The sequence below is a fragment of the Stutzerimonas stutzeri genome, assembly GCF_013522825.1.
Classification (GTDB): Bacteria; Pseudomonadota; Gammaproteobacteria; order Pseudomonadales; family Pseudomonadaceae; genus Stutzerimonas; species Stutzerimonas stutzeri_AK.
The window spans coordinates 1-15,048 of record NZ_JAAMQZ010000011.1; the positions used below are offsets into that span (position 1 = coordinate 1).

At 57.9% G+C, this 15,048-nt stretch carries 14 protein-coding genes; 8 read left to right on the forward strand and 6 right to left on the reverse strand.

The window, feature by feature from the left end; genetic code table 11:
- On the forward strand, positions 1-751 hold a 751-nt coding region (locus tag G7020_RS08790; RefSeq protein WP_258189286.1), incomplete at its 5' end, for an IS3 family transposase.
- A gap of 95 nt (positions 752-846) precedes the next feature.
- On the opposite strand, the gene G7020_RS08795 is transcribed toward G7020_RS08790, so the two are convergent.
- From G7020_RS08795 to G7020_RS08815, 5 genes are all read right to left on the reverse strand, one after another.
- The gene (locus G7020_RS08795; protein ID WP_312904835.1) at positions 847-2,097 is read right to left on the reverse strand and encodes an ISL3 family transposase; all 1,251 of its coding nucleotides are present in this window, start codon (positions 2,095-2,097) and stop codon (positions 847-849) included.
- Positions 2,098-2,432: 335 nt separating this feature from the next.
- On the reverse strand, positions 2,433-3,488 hold the full coding sequence (locus tag G7020_RS08800) for a copper resistance protein B (protein ID WP_181083820.1): 1,056 nt from the start codon (positions 3,486-3,488) through the stop codon (positions 2,433-2,435).
- Positions 3,478-3,786: a hypothetical protein gene (locus G7020_RS08805; protein ID WP_181083822.1), complete on the reverse strand. Its 309-nt coding sequence runs from the start codon at positions 3,784-3,786 to the stop codon at positions 3,478-3,480. Before G7020_RS08805 ends, G7020_RS08800 begins: the two co-directional genes overlap by 11 nt.
- A gap of 12 nt (positions 3,787-3,798) precedes the next feature.
- On the reverse strand, positions 3,799-5,616 hold the full coding sequence (locus G7020_RS08810) for a copper resistance system multicopper oxidase (protein ID WP_181083824.1): 1,818 nt from the start codon (positions 5,614-5,616) through the stop codon (positions 3,799-3,801).
- Between the two features lie 184 nt (positions 5,617-5,800).
- Positions 5,801-6,325, reverse strand: a complete 525-nt coding sequence (locus G7020_RS08815) for a cupredoxin domain-containing protein (RefSeq protein WP_003287669.1) — start codon at positions 6,323-6,325, stop codon at positions 5,801-5,803.
- 364 nt (positions 6,326-6,689) lie between these two features.
- Here G7020_RS08815 and G7020_RS08820 point away from each other — a divergent pair, with 364 nt between their 5' ends.
- The 3 genes from G7020_RS08820 to G7020_RS08830 all read left to right on the forward strand — a co-directional run bounded on the left by G7020_RS08820 (position 6,690) and on the right by G7020_RS08830 (position 9,254).
- The gene (locus G7020_RS08820; RefSeq protein ID WP_003287667.1) at positions 6,690-7,367 is read left to right on the forward strand and encodes a heavy metal response regulator transcription factor; all 678 of its coding nucleotides are present in this window, start codon (positions 6,690-6,692) and stop codon (positions 7,365-7,367) included.
- Complete coding sequence (locus G7020_RS08825) at positions 7,364-8,770, forward strand: heavy metal sensor histidine kinase (RefSeq protein ID WP_219852633.1); 1,407 nt, start codon at positions 7,364-7,366, stop codon at positions 8,768-8,770. Before G7020_RS08820 ends, G7020_RS08825 begins: the two co-directional genes overlap by 4 nt.
- A 154-nt stretch (positions 8,771-8,924) precedes the next feature.
- On the forward strand, positions 8,925-9,254 hold the full coding sequence (locus G7020_RS08830; protein WP_181083826.1) for a four-helix bundle copper-binding protein: 330 nt from the start codon (positions 8,925-8,927) through the stop codon (positions 9,252-9,254).
- Positions 9,255-9,321: 67 nt separating this feature from the next.
- Here G7020_RS08830 and G7020_RS08835 read toward each other — a convergent pair whose 3' ends face one another.
- Positions 9,322-9,624, reverse strand: coding sequence for a hypothetical protein (locus tag G7020_RS08835; RefSeq protein ID WP_181083828.1), 303 nt, complete (start codon positions 9,622-9,624; stop codon positions 9,322-9,324).
- A gap of 324 nt (positions 9,625-9,948) precedes the next feature.
- On the opposite strand from G7020_RS08835, the gene G7020_RS08840 reads away from it, so the two are divergent.
- The 4 genes from G7020_RS08840 (at position 9,949) to G7020_RS08855 (ending at position 14,952) form a co-directional block, all read left to right on the forward strand.
- Complete coding sequence (locus tag G7020_RS08840) at positions 9,949-12,204, forward strand: heavy metal translocating P-type ATPase (protein ID WP_376749776.1); 2,256 nt, start codon at positions 9,949-9,951, stop codon at positions 12,202-12,204.
- Positions 12,205-12,278: 74 nt separating this feature from the next.
- Positions 12,279-12,551 (forward strand): heavy-metal-associated domain-containing protein, encoded by a 273-nt coding sequence (locus G7020_RS08845; protein ID WP_003280450.1) that lies wholly within the window; start codon positions 12,279-12,281, stop codon positions 12,549-12,551.
- A gap of 25 nt (positions 12,552-12,576) precedes the next feature.
- A complete protein-coding gene (locus G7020_RS08850; protein ID WP_003280447.1) occupies positions 12,577-13,035 on the forward strand; it encodes a DUF411 domain-containing protein in 459 nt (152 codons plus the stop codon).
- Between the two features lie 150 nt (positions 13,036-13,185).
- Positions 13,186-14,952 carry a protein-disulfide reductase DsbD gene (locus G7020_RS08855; RefSeq protein ID WP_181083832.1) on the forward strand — a complete coding sequence of 589 codons (1,767 nt, stop codon included), beginning with the start codon at positions 13,186-13,188 and terminating at the stop codon, positions 14,950-14,952.
- The last annotated feature ends 96 nt before the right edge of the window (positions 14,953-15,048 follow it).

Sequence of the window (15,048 nt, forward strand, 5' to 3'; positions counted from 1 at the left end):
GGTGAAAAGTGGAGTTTTTCTGGTAGCATTTTGTGCGCGGCTGAAGACTTATGGGGCTTTGTTTGGCGACAAGAATCATAAGGCTTTCAGCCGTTTTTGTTTATGCGGTCATGAGAAATCCGGGCTAGCTGGATTGCAGGGCATAAGGCGCGGCCAGGTCGTGCGAACAACGGTGGCCGGCGACAAGGCGCTCTGCCCGCTGGATCGTGTCCAGCGCCAGTTCCATGCCGACCGCCCGAACCAGCTGTGGGTATCGGACTTCACCTACGTGTCGACCTGGCAGGGCTGGCTGTATGTAGCGTTCGTGATCGACGTGTTTGCGCGGCGCATCGTCGGCTGGCGAGTCAGTACCAGCATGAAGACCGACTTCGTGCTGGACGCCCTGGAGCAGGCGCTGTATGCCCGTCAGCCACATCGTACGGGTGGTCTGATCCATCACAGCGACCGCGGCAGCCAGTACGTCTCGATTCGCTATACCGAGCGGCTGGCAGAGGCCGGCATTGAGCCTTCGGTTGGCAGCAAGGGCGACAGCTACGACAACGCATTGGCCGAAACCATCAACGGTCTGTACAAGGCCGAACTGATTTACCGCCAGTCGTGGAAGAGCCGCGAAGCTGTTGAGATGGCGACCTTGAAATGGGTGCACTGGTACAACCACCAGCGCCTGTTGAGTTCAATCGGCTATATCCCGCCTGCGGAGGCTGAGGCAAACTTCCACCAGCAACAAGCAGGTCAGGCCATGGCGGCCTGACTTAAACGAAATGGCCTCCACAAAAGCCGGGGCGATTCAGTATACGGATTTAATGGTTGATGGGGCACCTTCACCCCATCAATCTGATACCACCCTCAGATGGTTGATAGATCGACTCCGTAGTTGAGTTCCTCTGCGAAGTCCGGCAGTCCGTAACCGATGGTTTTCTTGTAGAAAGGAGAGACCTTCGCAGTCGGTGCCTTCTTCTTGTGCTTCGTGGTGTAGAGCATTCGTGCCCGCATCACCTCGAAGGAGTAACCGCGCCCTTCACGGTTCTTGTCCTTGGCCAGTCGGTTGATGGACTCCGTGTAAGCGTTGGTGACGGGCATGTCCGTCTCGAAGTAGGTCATGGTCTCTTCGCGCCAGTTTCCCACTGCCCTGACCAGATCGCTCCAGACTTCCTTTTGGCCCTTCGGGATGGTGGCTATCCACTCGTCCAGGGCGGCTTCTGCCTGGAGCCGTGTGGTGGCGTCCCAGATGCCGTAGAAGCGCTCCTTGTGCTCGTAGGCGGCCAGCAGTTGCGGGAACGCGCCTGTCCAGGTCTCCATGATGAGGCGCTCCCGGTCTGAGACTTCGTGAGCGCGTTTCAGCAGGATTTTCCGGTCTCCCTTGAGAGTCCGGCTCTGGGACGGTTTCAGCTCCTTTCTGAGGCCCTTGCGCACTCTCTCTAGGGCATCGTTGGCCATGCGCACCACATGGAACTTATCGACCACGATACGGGCCTGGGGCAGCACAGCCTTGACCGCTGCCCGGTAGGGGTTCCACATGTCCATGCTGACGATCTCGACCTTCTGCCGGTCTTTCAGCTTCATCAGGTAGTTGGTCACCACGTCCTGGCGGCGGGTGGCCAGCAGGTCGAGCAGGGTTCGCTCCTCAATGTTGGTCAGAATGCAGCGGTAGCGCTTGTTCAGGTATAGCTCGTCAATGCCCAGGATGCGGGGCGTCTCGAAGCGGTGCCAGCGCCCCAGGAACTCGGCGCGGGCGTTGAAGATGTCGCGCACCGTCTTCTCGTCCAGGCCGGTCTGTGCCGCCACAAAGGTGTAGGGGTGGTTGAAGGATTCCTTCTCCACGTACTCATGCAGCCGCAGTGTCATACGGAATCCGTCCACCATCTCCGGTAGCTGGGGCCTGAATGTTGTCTTGCAGGCCCGGCAGGTGTATCGGCGGCGGACCACCCAGAGAGTGACCCGCTTGCCGTGGATGGGCAGATCACGATAGGGAACGTCACGCTTGCCGAACCGTACGAACTCACCCTGCACGCCGCATTCCTCGCAGGCGATGGGATCGGGCACGTCCACCTGGAAGTGCATTTCGTAAAACGGCCGGTAACCAAGAATAACGCTCACCTGCCGAGCGACTGGAACACCGCTCGCCTATGAGCACGCTATTTGCCAGAGAGATAACCCTCCCATCTCCGAGCGCTCAGGCGACTTTATCTATCGCGTTCAACGTAGCAAGCTCAAACGCTTTATCACCCAACTCTGGCACGTGAATGTTCCTTGGAAGGTCATCAGTAGAACAATCTTGTGCCATCGCGAGCGAAGCATCCAGTTCAGAGATGATGAGAAATCATCAGCGCCGACGCTGGCCACGCCAACGTCGCCTCCGGCTAACACTTCAGCGCTATCAATCGCGCCCGCCGCCATCAGCAGTTATAACTGCTGCTCCCTCTCGCCCCCCCTCAAAACCATACCCGGATGCCAGCGACAAAGCGCGCCTCTGAAACATCCCCGTCCTCCTCACGCACCAGGTCTGCAGTGTTGCCATAGGAGCGGCTCCAGGAAACACCGATATAGGGCGCGAACTGCCGGACGATTTCATAGCGCAGACGCAAACCAAGTTCGGTATTGGCCAGCCCCGACCCTACGCCTCGTTCTGGGTCGTTCTTACCGTAGAAGTTCACCTCGGCTGTCGGCTGGAGAATCAGGCGGTTGGTAAGCAAAATGTCGTACTCACCCTCGAAGCGGGCTGCGGTCTGGCCATTCTCACCAATAAATGCGGTAGCCTCTGCTTCGAAGTCATAGAGCGCCAGCCCCTGAATGCCAAACGCCGCCCACGTTTGAGGTGACTCCGGCTTAAAATCCTGGCGGACGCCGGCAACCACATCCCACCAGGGTCCGATTGAGCGCCCATAAAGCAGCTGCAGTTCAGCATCCTCGGTAACGCCGTTGGTGCGCTCCCCCTCCGAGCGAAACCAGACCCGATTGATATCACCGCCCAGCCAGCCGGAGGCGTCCCAAGCCAAGGTGCTGCCTTCATCGGCATCCTGATATTCGAATCGATCAAGCAGAAAGAAGCTGTTGATGGCGCTGTCATGCACCTGATGGCCGGGCAGCGGCGGAAACGCCGCCTTCCGGTCGGCGTCCGTAAGAACCGGAATGGGCGTACGACTGGTCGCTCTCGCAGCGTCAGCGGAGCCATGGTTCATCTTGGAATGATCCATGGCGCTGTGATCCATCTCACCCATGTGCCCTTGCATGGCGCCGTGATCCATCTTGCTGTGATCAGCCGCAGGAGTCTGGTTCTGCGACGTTCGCTCCCTGGTTGGCTGGCTATGATCCATGCCTCCCATTGCGCTCGGTACAGAGCCATGATTCATCTGGCTATGGTCCATGGGCATGGAGCCGTGGCCCATCGCGGAATGGTCCATTTCGGCAGCTGCGGTGAAACCACCGCTGAGGGCGCTCAGCGATACAGCCAGCGCTATGAACGAAGGACGCGTGATCCTAGTGATCATGGTTCAAACCTGCCTCGGCTTTGCCGCCATGCCCACCCATCATTTTTTTATGATCCATCCCATCATGATTCATCGAACCGTGATCCATAGCGCCATGGTCCATTTGCTTCATCTGGGAAGTCTTTTCTTGCGACGCAGGAGCCGCTTTGCCACCAGCACCCTTGTGCGTTTCAGCCGAGTGCTGGGCATGCTCGTTGTGATCTTGATTTGCCATCGAGGCAGGGACGTACAAGGTGGTTACCAGGCTCAGCACGGCGATACCACCAAACAGCGCTTTTCGTTTCAGCAAATTGCTCATTGAATCTCTCCTCTACTCGTCCACACGAACTTCACGGAACATGCCCATTTCCATGTGAAGCAACAGGTGGCAGTGGTAAGCCCAACGCCCCAATGCATCGGCCGTCACGCGATAACTACGTTTCGAACCCGGCGGGATGTCGATGGTGTGTTTGCGCACCAGAAAGTTGCCGTTCTCGTCTTCAAGATCGCTCCACATGCCATGCAGGTGAATTGGGTGGGTCATCATCGTGTCGTTGACCAAAGTGATACGAACACGCTCGCCATACTTGAGTCGCAGCGGTTCGGCATCAGAGAACTTGATACCGTCGAACGACCAAGAAAACTTCTCCATGTGCCCGGTGAGATGCAGTTCAATGGTGCGGCTCGGATCGCGGCCGTCCGGATCGAGGAAGGTGCTGCGAAGATCAGAGTAAGTGAGGACTTGACGCCCGTTGTCACGCAGGCCGATTCCCGGGTCGCTCAGATTTGGCGCCGGCGTCATGGTCTGCATGTCAACTAAAGGGTTATTGGTTTCGGAAGCAGGGTGCGACTGCATCGTGCCATGGTCCATCCCCGCCATTTGGCTGTGATCCATACCGGACATGCTGCCATGGCTCATGCCTGCCATTTGGCTGTGGTCCATGCCTGCCATCTTGCTGTGATCCATACCGGCCATAGAGGCCATCCCGCTCTGCATAGAGCCATGCTCCATGCCATCCATGCTGCCGTGATCCATGCCCATGTCGGCCATTGAGATCAGCGGACGAGGGTCGACCTCTGGGACAGGCGCGCTCAGCCCTTCGCGAACCGCCAAGGTGCCTCTGGAATAGCCGGTACGATCCATGGATTGGGCGAAGATGGTGTAAGCCTGCTCGTCTTCGGGTTCGACGATGACGTCGTAGGTTTCGGCCACGGCGATACGGAACTCATCGACACTGACCGGTTTGACGTACTGCCCATCAGCCGCAACCACCGTCATCTTCAGACCAGGAATACGGACATCGAAGTAGGTCATGGCTGCAGCATTAATGAAACGCAGTCGAATTTTTTCGCCCGGCTTGAAGATGCCCGTCCAGTTGCCGTCCGGCGCCTGGCCGTTCATGAGGTAGGTGTATGTGTAGCCACTGACGTCGGCAAGATCCGTAGGGCTCATCTTCATCTCGGCCCACATCTTGCGGTCGGCAATAGCAGCGGACCATCCCATCTCGCTCACGTCATCAATGAAGTCACCGACGGTGCGTTTGTGATAGTTGTAATAGTCCGATTGCTTCTTCAACTTTGCCAGGACCCGATCCGGATTCTCGTCGGTCCAGTCGCTCAACAGCACCACGTAGTCACGATCGTAGCTGAAAGGTTCGGGATCTTTCGCATCGATCACCAAGGCACCATAAACTCCGGCCTGTTCTTGGAGGCCCGAATGGCTGTGGTACCAATAGGTACCATTCTGGTTGACATCAAATTTGTACTCGTACATGCCGTCCGGAGCGATGCCATGGAAGCTCAAGCCAGGCACACCGTCCATGTTGGCCGGCAGGATAATGCCGTGCCAGTGAATGGACGTATCCTCCTGCAAACGATTGCGAACCCGAAGAGTGACTGTATCTCCTTCCCGCCAGCGCAGGATCGGCCCTGGAAGTGAACCATTGATAGTCATTGCGGTGCGGGCCGCACCCGTTATGTTTACTGGAACCTCACCAATGAACAGATCAAAGTCGTTACCGGTCAGCACGTTAGCTTGTCCTGGGCTAGTGACCGCCCAAACCGGCACGCGCCACATGCCCAAGCCACCAAGTATTCCAGTTGCGGCTAACCCTTTGATGAAGGTCCGCCTTGTGGGTTTTCTATGCATATTTCTTCATCCAATTATTAGATGAGCTGGTAGTTTTAATCCAGCTTCGGGCTTGTGGCGCCCTGATGAATATTTAAAGCACGCAGTAACTCAAAAAACTTGCTGATCAGTCCTGATAAGCGAACTTACAAGATAACAACCATGCCCCACTCATTAAGCGGGGCAGTACTTTTACGTTAGGCGCTTAACGTATCTCTACCTTGCCGACCATTCCCGCTTGATAGTGTCCCGGAATATTGCAAGCAAACTCCAGATTCTTTGTTTTCGAGAACGTCCAGATCAACTCTTCGCGGGCGCCGGGTTCGATCAGAACACTGTTCGGATCGTCGTGTGTCATCCCGCCATCCATTTCACCCGCCATATGACTCATGTCATGAGCACCTGTCGGGGTAAGCATGCCGCTGCGAAACATCGCAATCATTTCCTGCTCGTGCGCGGCATGGGTGTCCGAGTAGCCGAGGTTGAATTCATGCAGCAGGGCTCCGTCGTTATGCAACACGAAACGGACCGTCTCACCCGCCTTGACTTCAATCGTCTCAAGCGCAAAGACGTTATCGCTCATTCGTACCTCAATGGTGCGATCCACCGCCTGCGCGTCGCCCGGCTGTCCAAAGTCGAGCGCATGACTATGGCCAGGGGCGGCCATTGCAGCAGTCGTGCTGAAAACCAAACCCAGTGCGGAAAAAAGGGAAAGAGAATAAATTTTCATTGGCTGGAGCTCATTCAAGTGATTGAGGAGTACCCAAGAGTAGGACGGCTGACCTGCCGGCTGGCTTACCCTGAAATTACATTTGTGTAACGTTCGGCCCGCCTCTTTAGCAAAAGGCGCAAGCAGAAAAAAAGGCGCCCGAAGGCGCCGTGAAGGCCAAGGAGCAATGAGGAGGGCCTAAAAAATCTACTCGCCATAACGCCGTGCGGAGCCACACCGGATCGTGAGCACAACCGATACCCTGCAAACTCTAAACGCCCTGTTCTGTCGGCAACCTGAAGCGGGCGTTACATTTTTGTAAGCTTCTGGTTGAGGGCACTAATTGCCTGCACACTCAGGCTGTCGAGTTTCGGAGTCTGTACGCATGAAATTACTGGTAGCTGAAGACGAACCCAAAACCGGGGCGTATCTGCAACAAGGCCTGACTGAAGCCGGATTCACTGTTGACCGGGTCATGACCGGGACAGATGCGCTTCAGTACGCGTTGAGTGAAACCTATGACCTGCTGATTCTGGACGTGATGATGCCCGGGCTGGATGGGTGGGAGGTGCTGCGCATGGTCAGGGCAGCCGGGAAAGACATGCCGGTGTTGTTCCTGACCGCCCGTGATGGCGTGGAAGACCGCGTCAAAGGCCTTGAGCTGGGCGCGGACGACTACCTGATCAAGCCGTTCGCTTTCTCCGAGCTTCTGGCAAGGGTCAGGACCTTGCTTCGCAGGGGCAATGGCTCCCCTACCCAGACCACCCTGAAAATTGCTGATCTCGAAGTGGACCTGCTGAAACGCCGCGCCATCCGTGCCGGCAAGCGGATCGACCTGACCGCCAAGGAATTTGCACTGCTGGAATTGCTGATGCGCCGGCGCGGCGAGGTGCTGCCGAAATCCCTGATTGCCTCTCAGGTATGGGATATGAACTTCGACAGCGACACCAATGTCATCGAGGTCGCGGTGCGCCGTGTGCGCGCAAAAATAGACGACGACTTCGAGCCCAAGCTGATTCAGACCGTGCGCGGCATGGGCTATATGATGGATGCGCCGGAATGAGCGTGCGCCACCTTTCGCTGACCGCCCGCATGAGCCTGATGTTCATGTCAGTAGTGGTGGTGGTTCTGACGATGGCCGGCCTGAGTTTCAACGTGCTCAGCCAGCACCACTTCGAAGTGCTGGATCGACAGGCCCTGGTCGAGAAGCTCGAATCGACCCGACACATCCTTAATAACGCACGCAGCGACGCAAGCCTCACCGAGGAACTGCCGCAGTTACGAGCGCTGCTCGGTGCCCATCATGATCTGGCGGCGACCATCCTGAGCGGTGATGGCAGGGTACTTTTTTCCGACCCCAAGGCTGCCGATGTCCCGGAAAGCTTCAGGCATGCGCAAGAGCAAAGCATGTGGGAATGGCAGAATGCAGGGCACCTGTATCGAGGGATGACCGCGCAAATTTCCGTGGCTGACAAGTCCGAACCCCTCACAGCGCTGTTGATTCTCGATGTCACGAGCCATGCGCACTTCTTCGAGACCTTGCAGCGATGGTTCATTGCCGGGCTAGTCATCAGCGCCCTGATCAGTGCGGCTCTAGGCTGGGTGGTTGTTCGAAGCGGGTTGAGGCCTCTTCGGCAAGTGACCCACCTCGCAACATCAATGTCAGCCCGGTCGTTACAGGAGCGAATCCCGCTGGAGCCGGTTCCGCTGGAGCTGCAGCAGCTCGTTCTATCCTTCAATGCGATGCTGGGCCGCCTGGAAGATGCCTTCGTCCGGCTGTCCAATTTCTCGGCTGACATCGCGCATGAACTGCGAACCCCTGTCAGCAATCTCATGACCCACACCGAGGTAGTGCTCACCCGAAAGCGGGACCTTGATGCTTACGAGGAGAACCTCTACTCCAATCTGGAAGAGCTGAAGCGGATGTCACGCATGATTGACGACATGCTCTTCCTGGCAAAATCCGACAACGGATTGATAGTCCCCGAACAGGGCTCAGTCGAACTTTCCAATCTGACTTCAAAGCTTCTTGAGTATTACTACCTGCTGGCCGAAGAGCGCGGCATACGCCTCTCAGCTTCAGGCAGAGGCGAGATACTGGGAGACAAGTTGATGCTCAATAGAGCCCTCTCCAACTTGCTATCCAACGCACTGCGTTATACCCCGACCGGGGAAAGCATCTCGGTAACGATTAGCGGGACGGAAGAGACGGTCACCCTCAGCGTCGAAAATCCTGGTGGGACGATCAAGCCAGAACACCTGGACAAACTTTTCCATCGATTCTATCGGGTCGATCCAGCGCGGCGCGAGGGCAGCCCAAGCAATGCCGGCCTCGGCTTGGCAATCACAAAATCCATCGTTGAGGCCCATAAAGGCACAATCTGGTGTACCTCGAAAGATGACGTGACTGGCTTCCATATGCAATTCCCGGCTAAACCGTATAGCAGCAAAGAAAAACATATTTAATATCAGATAGCTGCAGCGCACGAACAACCTTACAACATTGTAATGTAACTCATCGAAACAGACGGACTCCAGACCGGTCTATCGAGTGGGCTTGGCTGATGAAAGCCTCTGCCCGCTTAAGGCTCAAAACTAATCATGAAGTTCTGGAGGATATATGGACAACAAAATGTTTTATAACTGCATCCAAGCTTGCTCTAACTGCGCCCTTGTGTGTGAAAGCTGCGCATCTGCTTGCCTACGCGAAGAGAACGTCCGAGCCATGGCACGCTGCATTGAACTCGACAGAGATTGCGCTGACGTGTGCGCTCTGGCAGCCAGACTTATGAGTCGCCAGAGCCAGCTATCCAAAGAATTATGCGCACTGTGTGCAAAGATCTGCCGGGCCTGCGGCGAAGAGTGCGCCAAGCATCAGATGGATCATTGCCAGGAATGCGCAAAGGCTTGCATGAAGTGTGCTGAAGAATGTGAACGCATGGCTGCGTAGTCGAACTTGCTGCCTTTGCCAGGGCAATCTCAAGCCTTGGCAAAGACAGCAATTAGCCCTTAAAAAATCAGCCGTTATTGATGCCAACCGGCACGCCTCGGTATTCTACAGTATGAATGACGCCATCGGGGGTGCGAATCTTTATTTCATATGGCCGTACACGACCATCAGAGCGACCCATAACTCTCTTGCCCTTATAATCCACGCTTAAAACCTTACCATCCTTAAGAAGTTTATTTAGAACCTGCTTGCCATCAGCCGCCGAATAATCATGTCGCATCTGCGATTCATGGCCACCTTCAGTCGCCATCGCCAAAGAGGCAGCCATAGTTAGAGCGAGAACAGTGAGCGTTTTTTGCAGGCCTTTCATGATTAATACCTCCGGGTAGTTGATGCCTATAGCTTAAAGGCATCACCCTTACGGCATGCTGATTCGATTATTACAACTTAGTAAGTTAACTAATTATTTATATAGGGCCATATGCTGGCGGCATGCACGGATACCCGAGAGCGAAAACCCGCCACAGGCTTACAGAAATGTAATGCTTGGGTCAGGCCAATGTCAGCCGTTCGCGGGTACTCTATATAAAATATCTCCGAGTGCGCGCAGGGTTTAACAGGAGCGGTAATGTCTCAGGCCAATCAGCCACACCCCACACTTCAGACCCCATCGGATCGTGACCCTGTTTGTGGCATGACGGTCAAACCCGACAGCCCGCATCAGACCAGCCACGCCGGCCAACAACTGCTTTTCTGCAGCCAGCGCTGTCTGGAAAAATTCACTGCCGAGCCCAGCAGATATCTGGATGCCGGGCATGCTCATGGCGAGACGCCGACCGTCGATCACGGCGCCGAATACACCTGCCCGATGCACCCCGAAATACTGCAGATCGGCCCAGGCACGTGCCCCAAATGCGGCATGGCCCTAGAGCCGGTCATGCCCGAACTGGAAGAAGAGGACAACCCGGAGCTCAGGGACTTTTCTCGACGCTTCTGGTGGACGTTGCCGTTCACCGTGATTGTCACCGTGCTGGCCATGGGCGGGCATGCCCTCAGTCCGTTCCACGGCGCCACGCAGAACTGGGTCGAACTGGCGCTAGCCACCCCGGTGGCGCTCTGGGCTGGCTGGCCCTTCTACGTGCGCTGCGTGCAATCGTTCATCAACCGTAGCCCGAACATGTGGACGCTGATCGGCCTCGGAACCTCCGCCGCCTACCTGTACAGCCTGATCGCCACCCTGGCGCCCGGCGTATTCCCCGACCACTTCATGCAGGGTGAACGCATCGGCGTGTACTTCGAGGCGGCAGCGGTGATCATCTCGCTGACCCTGCTCGGCCAGATCCTCGAACTCAAGGCGCGCTCGCAGACCTCGGCGGCGATCAGGTCGCTGCTCGGCCTGGCGCCCAAGACCGCGCGACGGATCAATGCCGATGGCAGCGAAGAGGACATTCCCCTCACCCATGTGCACAGCGGCGACAAGCTTCGGGTGCGCCCAGGCGAAAAAGTGCCGGTTGATGGCTTGGTGGTGGAAGGCGAAAGCGCGGTGGACGAGTCGATGTTGACCGGCGAGCCGGTGCCGATCATGAAACGCGCCGGTGACAGCCTGATCGGCGCGACCCTCAACAGCCACGGCAGCCTGGTGATGCAGGCACAAAAAGTCGGCAGCTCGACCATGCTTGCGCAGATCGTCCAGATGGTGGCCCAGGCGCAGCGCTCCAAGGCGCCAATGCAGCGGCTGGCCGACGTCATTGCCGGGCGTTTCGTGCTGGCGGTCATCGCCATTGCTATCCTGACCTTCGTGGTATGGGGCCTGTGGGGTCCGGAGCCGAGCTGGGTGTTCGGTCTGATCAACGCAGTCGCGGTACTGATCATTGCCTGCCCCTGCGCCCTGGGCCTGGCCACGCCGATGTCGGTGATGGTCGCCACCGGCAAAGCGGCCGGCAGCGGCGTGCTGTTCCGCGATGCTGCCGCGATAGAAAACCTGCGCAAGATCGACACTCTGATCGTCGATAAGACCGGCACCCTCACCGAAGGCCGCCCTGCTTTCCACAGCGTCGAGGCGGCGCCCGGCTTCACGCGGGACGAGGTGCTGCGACTGGCCGCCAGCCTGGATCAGGGCAGCGAACATCCCCTGGCACACGCCATCGTCGATCATGCCCGTGCCCAGGGCCTTGCGCTGAGCACGCCTGAAACCTTCGAATCGGCCTCCGGCATCGGCGTGCGTGGCAAGGTTGACGGCCGCGACTTGCAGTTGGGCAACACCGCGCTGATGAATGATGCCGGCGTGGATGCCAGCCCGCTCAAGGGGCATGCCGAACAGCTGCGCGGCGAAGGCGTGAGCATCATGTTCCTGGCCGTGGACAACGTACTGGCCGGTCTGCTGGCGGTTTCCGACCCGATCAAACCGACCTCAAAACTGGCGATCCAGCGCCTGCAGGCAGACGGCATACGGGTGATCATGGCCACCGGCGATGGCCTGACGACTGCCCGTGCCGTAGCCCGCGAACTGGGTATCGAGGAGGTGCACGGCGAGGTCAAGCCGCAGGACAAGGAACGCCTGACCGCCTCGCTGCAACAGCAAGGGCACCGCGTGGCCATGGCCGGCGACGGCATCAACGACGCCCCGGCCCTGGCGCGCGCCGATATCGGCATTGCCATGGGCACCGGCACCGATGTGGCGATGAACAGCGCCCAGGTCACGCTGGTCAAGGGCGACCTGCTCGGCATCCTGCGCGCGCGCAGCCTGTCGGTGGCCACCGTGCGCAACATGCACCAGAACCTGACCTTCGCCTTTCTTTACAACGCTCTGGGCATTCCTTTGGCAGCCGGCCTGCTCTACCCGCTGACCGGCCTCCTGCTGTCACCAATAATCGCAGCGCTGGCGATGAGCATGAGCTCCGCTTCGGTGGTGTTCAACGCCTTGAGACTGCGCAAGGTATCAATCGACTGAAACTCTTGACCTTGCCACCTTGGCAAGGTTGAGAATTGCCTCAACCCCAGCAGCAACCTCGCAAGGAGATTGTCATGAGCACCGTTGAATTGAGTGTCAAAGGCATGAGCTGCGGCTCATGCGTCCTGCATGTCACCGAGGCGCTCAACGCAGTTGAAGGCGTCACCGAGGTCGACGTCGATCTGCAAGCGGCCAGTGTGCGGGTCAGCGCTGAGTGCGACAGCGATGTGCTTGTCGCCGCCCTGGGTGATGCTGGATACCCCGCCCAACTGAGCAGTCCGGCGGCCTCATCGAGCCCCGCCAGGAAAACCGGATGCGGTGGCAGCGGTGGCTGCTGTTGCAAGTGAGCAAACCATTGGAAACAGGTTTTTTATGTCCAGAACACTGACTACCGCGGCGCTCGCCGCCCTGCTGCTAAGTGGCGCCGCCCAGGCCGCGCAACCCCTGATCATTGATGTGCACCGCGACGCCAACTGTGGGTGCTGCAAGGACTGGATTACCTACCTGGAGAACAACGGCTTCGAAGTCCGCGATCACGTCGAACGCAACATGAACACGGTCAAGCAAGACCTCGGCGTGAAACCGCGTCTGGCTTCCTGCCATACAGGCGTGATCGATGGAAAGTTCGTTGAAGGCCACGTGCCCGTTGCGCAGATTTTGGAGCTTCGCAAGCGCCCTGACCTGCTGGGCATCGCCGTGCCAGGCATGCCGGCTGGCTCACCAGGCATGGAGTATGGCGACGTCAAACATCCCTACCAGGTGATCGGGATAACTCGCACTGGCCGAGAAAAGGTCATTGCCAATTATCCGCTGGAACAAGCCCCGAATTAATAGCAGCTCGCCGGGCGGGCTGGTACTGGCTGGCATCCTGCGATGCACTGAATCGCAGCGGAGACCATCCCCAGCCCGCACTTCAAAAAGCCCGGCTCCGTTAACAAGCTGAAATTCACCTCCTTTTCGTTATTAGCCCGCGAGATGGTCATGTCCCGCCTCCTGCTGTGTCTGCTGCTGCTACTGCTTACCTTGCCAGCCAACGCCGAGATATTTGATTCTTCGCGTCCTCAGTCGGCTCTGTTCGGCACTCCGCTGAATAACAGCCAGGATTTCCTTCCGGTAGACAGGGCCTTCCGCCTCGACCTGTTGGAAGCCGGTAAGGACAGCGTCCGCCTGCGCTTCATAAATGCCGAGGGTTATTACCTCTATAAACATCGCTTCGCATTCACCAGCGACCACCCGCAAGTGTCAATCGGCACCCCGCAATGGCCCGCGGCCGAACCGAAAACCGATGAATTTTTTGGCGATGTCGAGGTGTTCTACGGCGTTACCGACTTGCTGCTACCCGTTAATAACCCTCAGAACACACCGTTCACCTTACAGGTGAGCTATCAGGGCTGCGCTGATCTGGGGCTGTGCTATCCGCCAGAGATTCGCAGCTTCGAGGTAGGTGATCCCCCCCTCATTGCAGCCCTGCAACAAGGGGTCGCCATTGACTGGCGTAGTCTGGCGCTGTTCTTCCTGGCGGGCTTGGGCCTGACTTTCACACCCTGCGTGCTACCGATGCTGCCAATTCTGTCTGGCGTGGTATTACGCGGACAACTCGGCGGAACGCGTGGATTACGCCTATCGCTTGCCTACGTACTCCCCATGGCTGCCAGCTTCGCCCTGCTTGGTGCGCTAATGGGCATGTTCGGCGCTGGCCTCAACCTACAAGCGCGCCTGCAGTCACCGTGGCTGTTGGTGCCCTTTGCGATGTTCTTCACTGTTTTCGCTCTGGCCATGTTCGGCGTATTCGAGTTGCGCATGCCGCGCTTTATCACCGAACGACTAGATCTCCTAGCCGGCCAGGCCCGCGGGGGTTCAATGTTGGGCGCCGCCACGCTCGGCGTACTGTCGAGCCTGCTGGTTTCGCCCTGTGTGACTGCCCCTCTGGTCGGCGCACTGCTCTACATAAGCACCACCGGCGACGCACTGGGTGGCGGCCTTAAGCTGTTTGCCCTCGGGTTGGGCATGGGCGCGCCGTTGGTATTGTTCGCCATCGGCGGCGGAGCATTGCTACCCAAGTCTGGCACCTGGATGGTCGGTGTGCGCAAAGCTTTCGGCGTGATGCTGCTGGCTGTCTCTGTATGGCTGCTAGAACGCGTGCTACCCGCTCCAGTGACTTTGGCCTTGTGGGGCCTTTTGGCAGTTGGCAGCGCGATTTGGCTCGGTGCATTGGAGTTCACCCTCAAGTCCGGCCGGCAAAGGCTCGCCCAACTACTCGGTGTGGCACTACTGGTCTACGGTGTCAGCGCCTGGCTCGGCGCTTTGCAAGGTCAATCCGATCCGCTGCGACCGCTGGGTCAGCTGGACGCCAATGCAGTACTTCCGACCGGCGCTAACGCCGGCTGGCAGACCGTGGATACACCAGCTGCTCTGGATGCCGCTCTGCTGTCAGCAAAAAATGCCGACCAACCACTGCTATTGGATTGGTACGCCGACTGGTGCATCAGTTGCAAAGTAATTGAACGAGAAGTGCTGGCAGCACCCGCCGTGCGTGAGCAACTGACCGGTTACCGACTGGTGCGCTTCGACATAACGCGTAGCGATGCCGAGCAACGCGCCCTGCTCGACCGCTACCAGCTGTTCGGCCCACCGGCACTGCAGTTATTCGCTCCCAATGGCGAAGAATGGCAAGATCTCCGCACTGTTGGCGAAACCGACGCTGAGAGTTTCGTCAAACGCCTGCGCCAAGCCAACGGCCGAATCTAGATTAGCCCCTTCACTTCTGGAGGGGCGTGTTCTACCCCTGGCTAGCCAGCAAGCTAACGGAAATGCAATCGCCGCTACAGCCTACTGTCATCAGAG

Bases quoted from the DNA above. Each gene is read 5' to 3' on its own strand.
- G7020_RS08800 (WP_181083820.1), bottom strand. From the start codon at position 3,488: ATGATCACTAGGATCACGCGTCCTTCGTTCATAGCGCTGGCTGTATCG.
- G7020_RS08805 (WP_181083822.1), bottom strand. From the start codon at position 3,786: ATGAGCAATTTGCTGAAACGAAAAGCGCTGTTTGGTGGTATCGCCGTG.
- G7020_RS08810 (WP_181083824.1), bottom strand. From the start codon at position 5,616: ATGCATAGAAAACCCACAAGGCGGACCTTCATCAAAGGGTTAGCCGCA.
- G7020_RS08815 (WP_003287669.1), bottom strand. From the start codon at position 6,325: ATGAAAATTTATTCTCTTTCCCTTTTTTCCGCACTGGGTTTGGTTTTC.
- G7020_RS08820 (WP_003287667.1), top strand. From the start codon at position 6,690: ATGAAATTACTGGTAGCTGAAGACGAACCCAAAACCGGGGCGTATCTG.
- G7020_RS08825 (WP_219852633.1), top strand. From the start codon at position 7,364: ATGAGCGTGCGCCACCTTTCGCTGACCGCCCGCATGAGCCTGATGTTC.
- G7020_RS08830 (WP_181083826.1), top strand. From the start codon at position 8,925: ATGGACAACAAAATGTTTTATAACTGCATCCAAGCTTGCTCTAACTGC.
- G7020_RS08835 (WP_181083828.1), bottom strand. From the start codon at position 9,624: ATGAAAGGCCTGCAAAAAACGCTCACTGTTCTCGCTCTAACTATGGCT.
- G7020_RS08840 (WP_376749776.1), top strand. From the start codon at position 9,949: ATGACGGTCAAACCCGACAGCCCGCATCAGACCAGCCACGCCGGCCAA.
- G7020_RS08845 (WP_003280450.1), top strand. From the start codon at position 12,279: ATGAGCACCGTTGAATTGAGTGTCAAAGGCATGAGCTGCGGCTCATGC.
- G7020_RS08850 (WP_003280447.1), top strand. From the start codon at position 12,577: ATGTCCAGAACACTGACTACCGCGGCGCTCGCCGCCCTGCTGCTAAGT.
- G7020_RS08855 (WP_181083832.1), top strand. From the start codon at position 13,186: ATGTCCCGCCTCCTGCTGTGTCTGCTGCTGCTACTGCTTACCTTGCCA.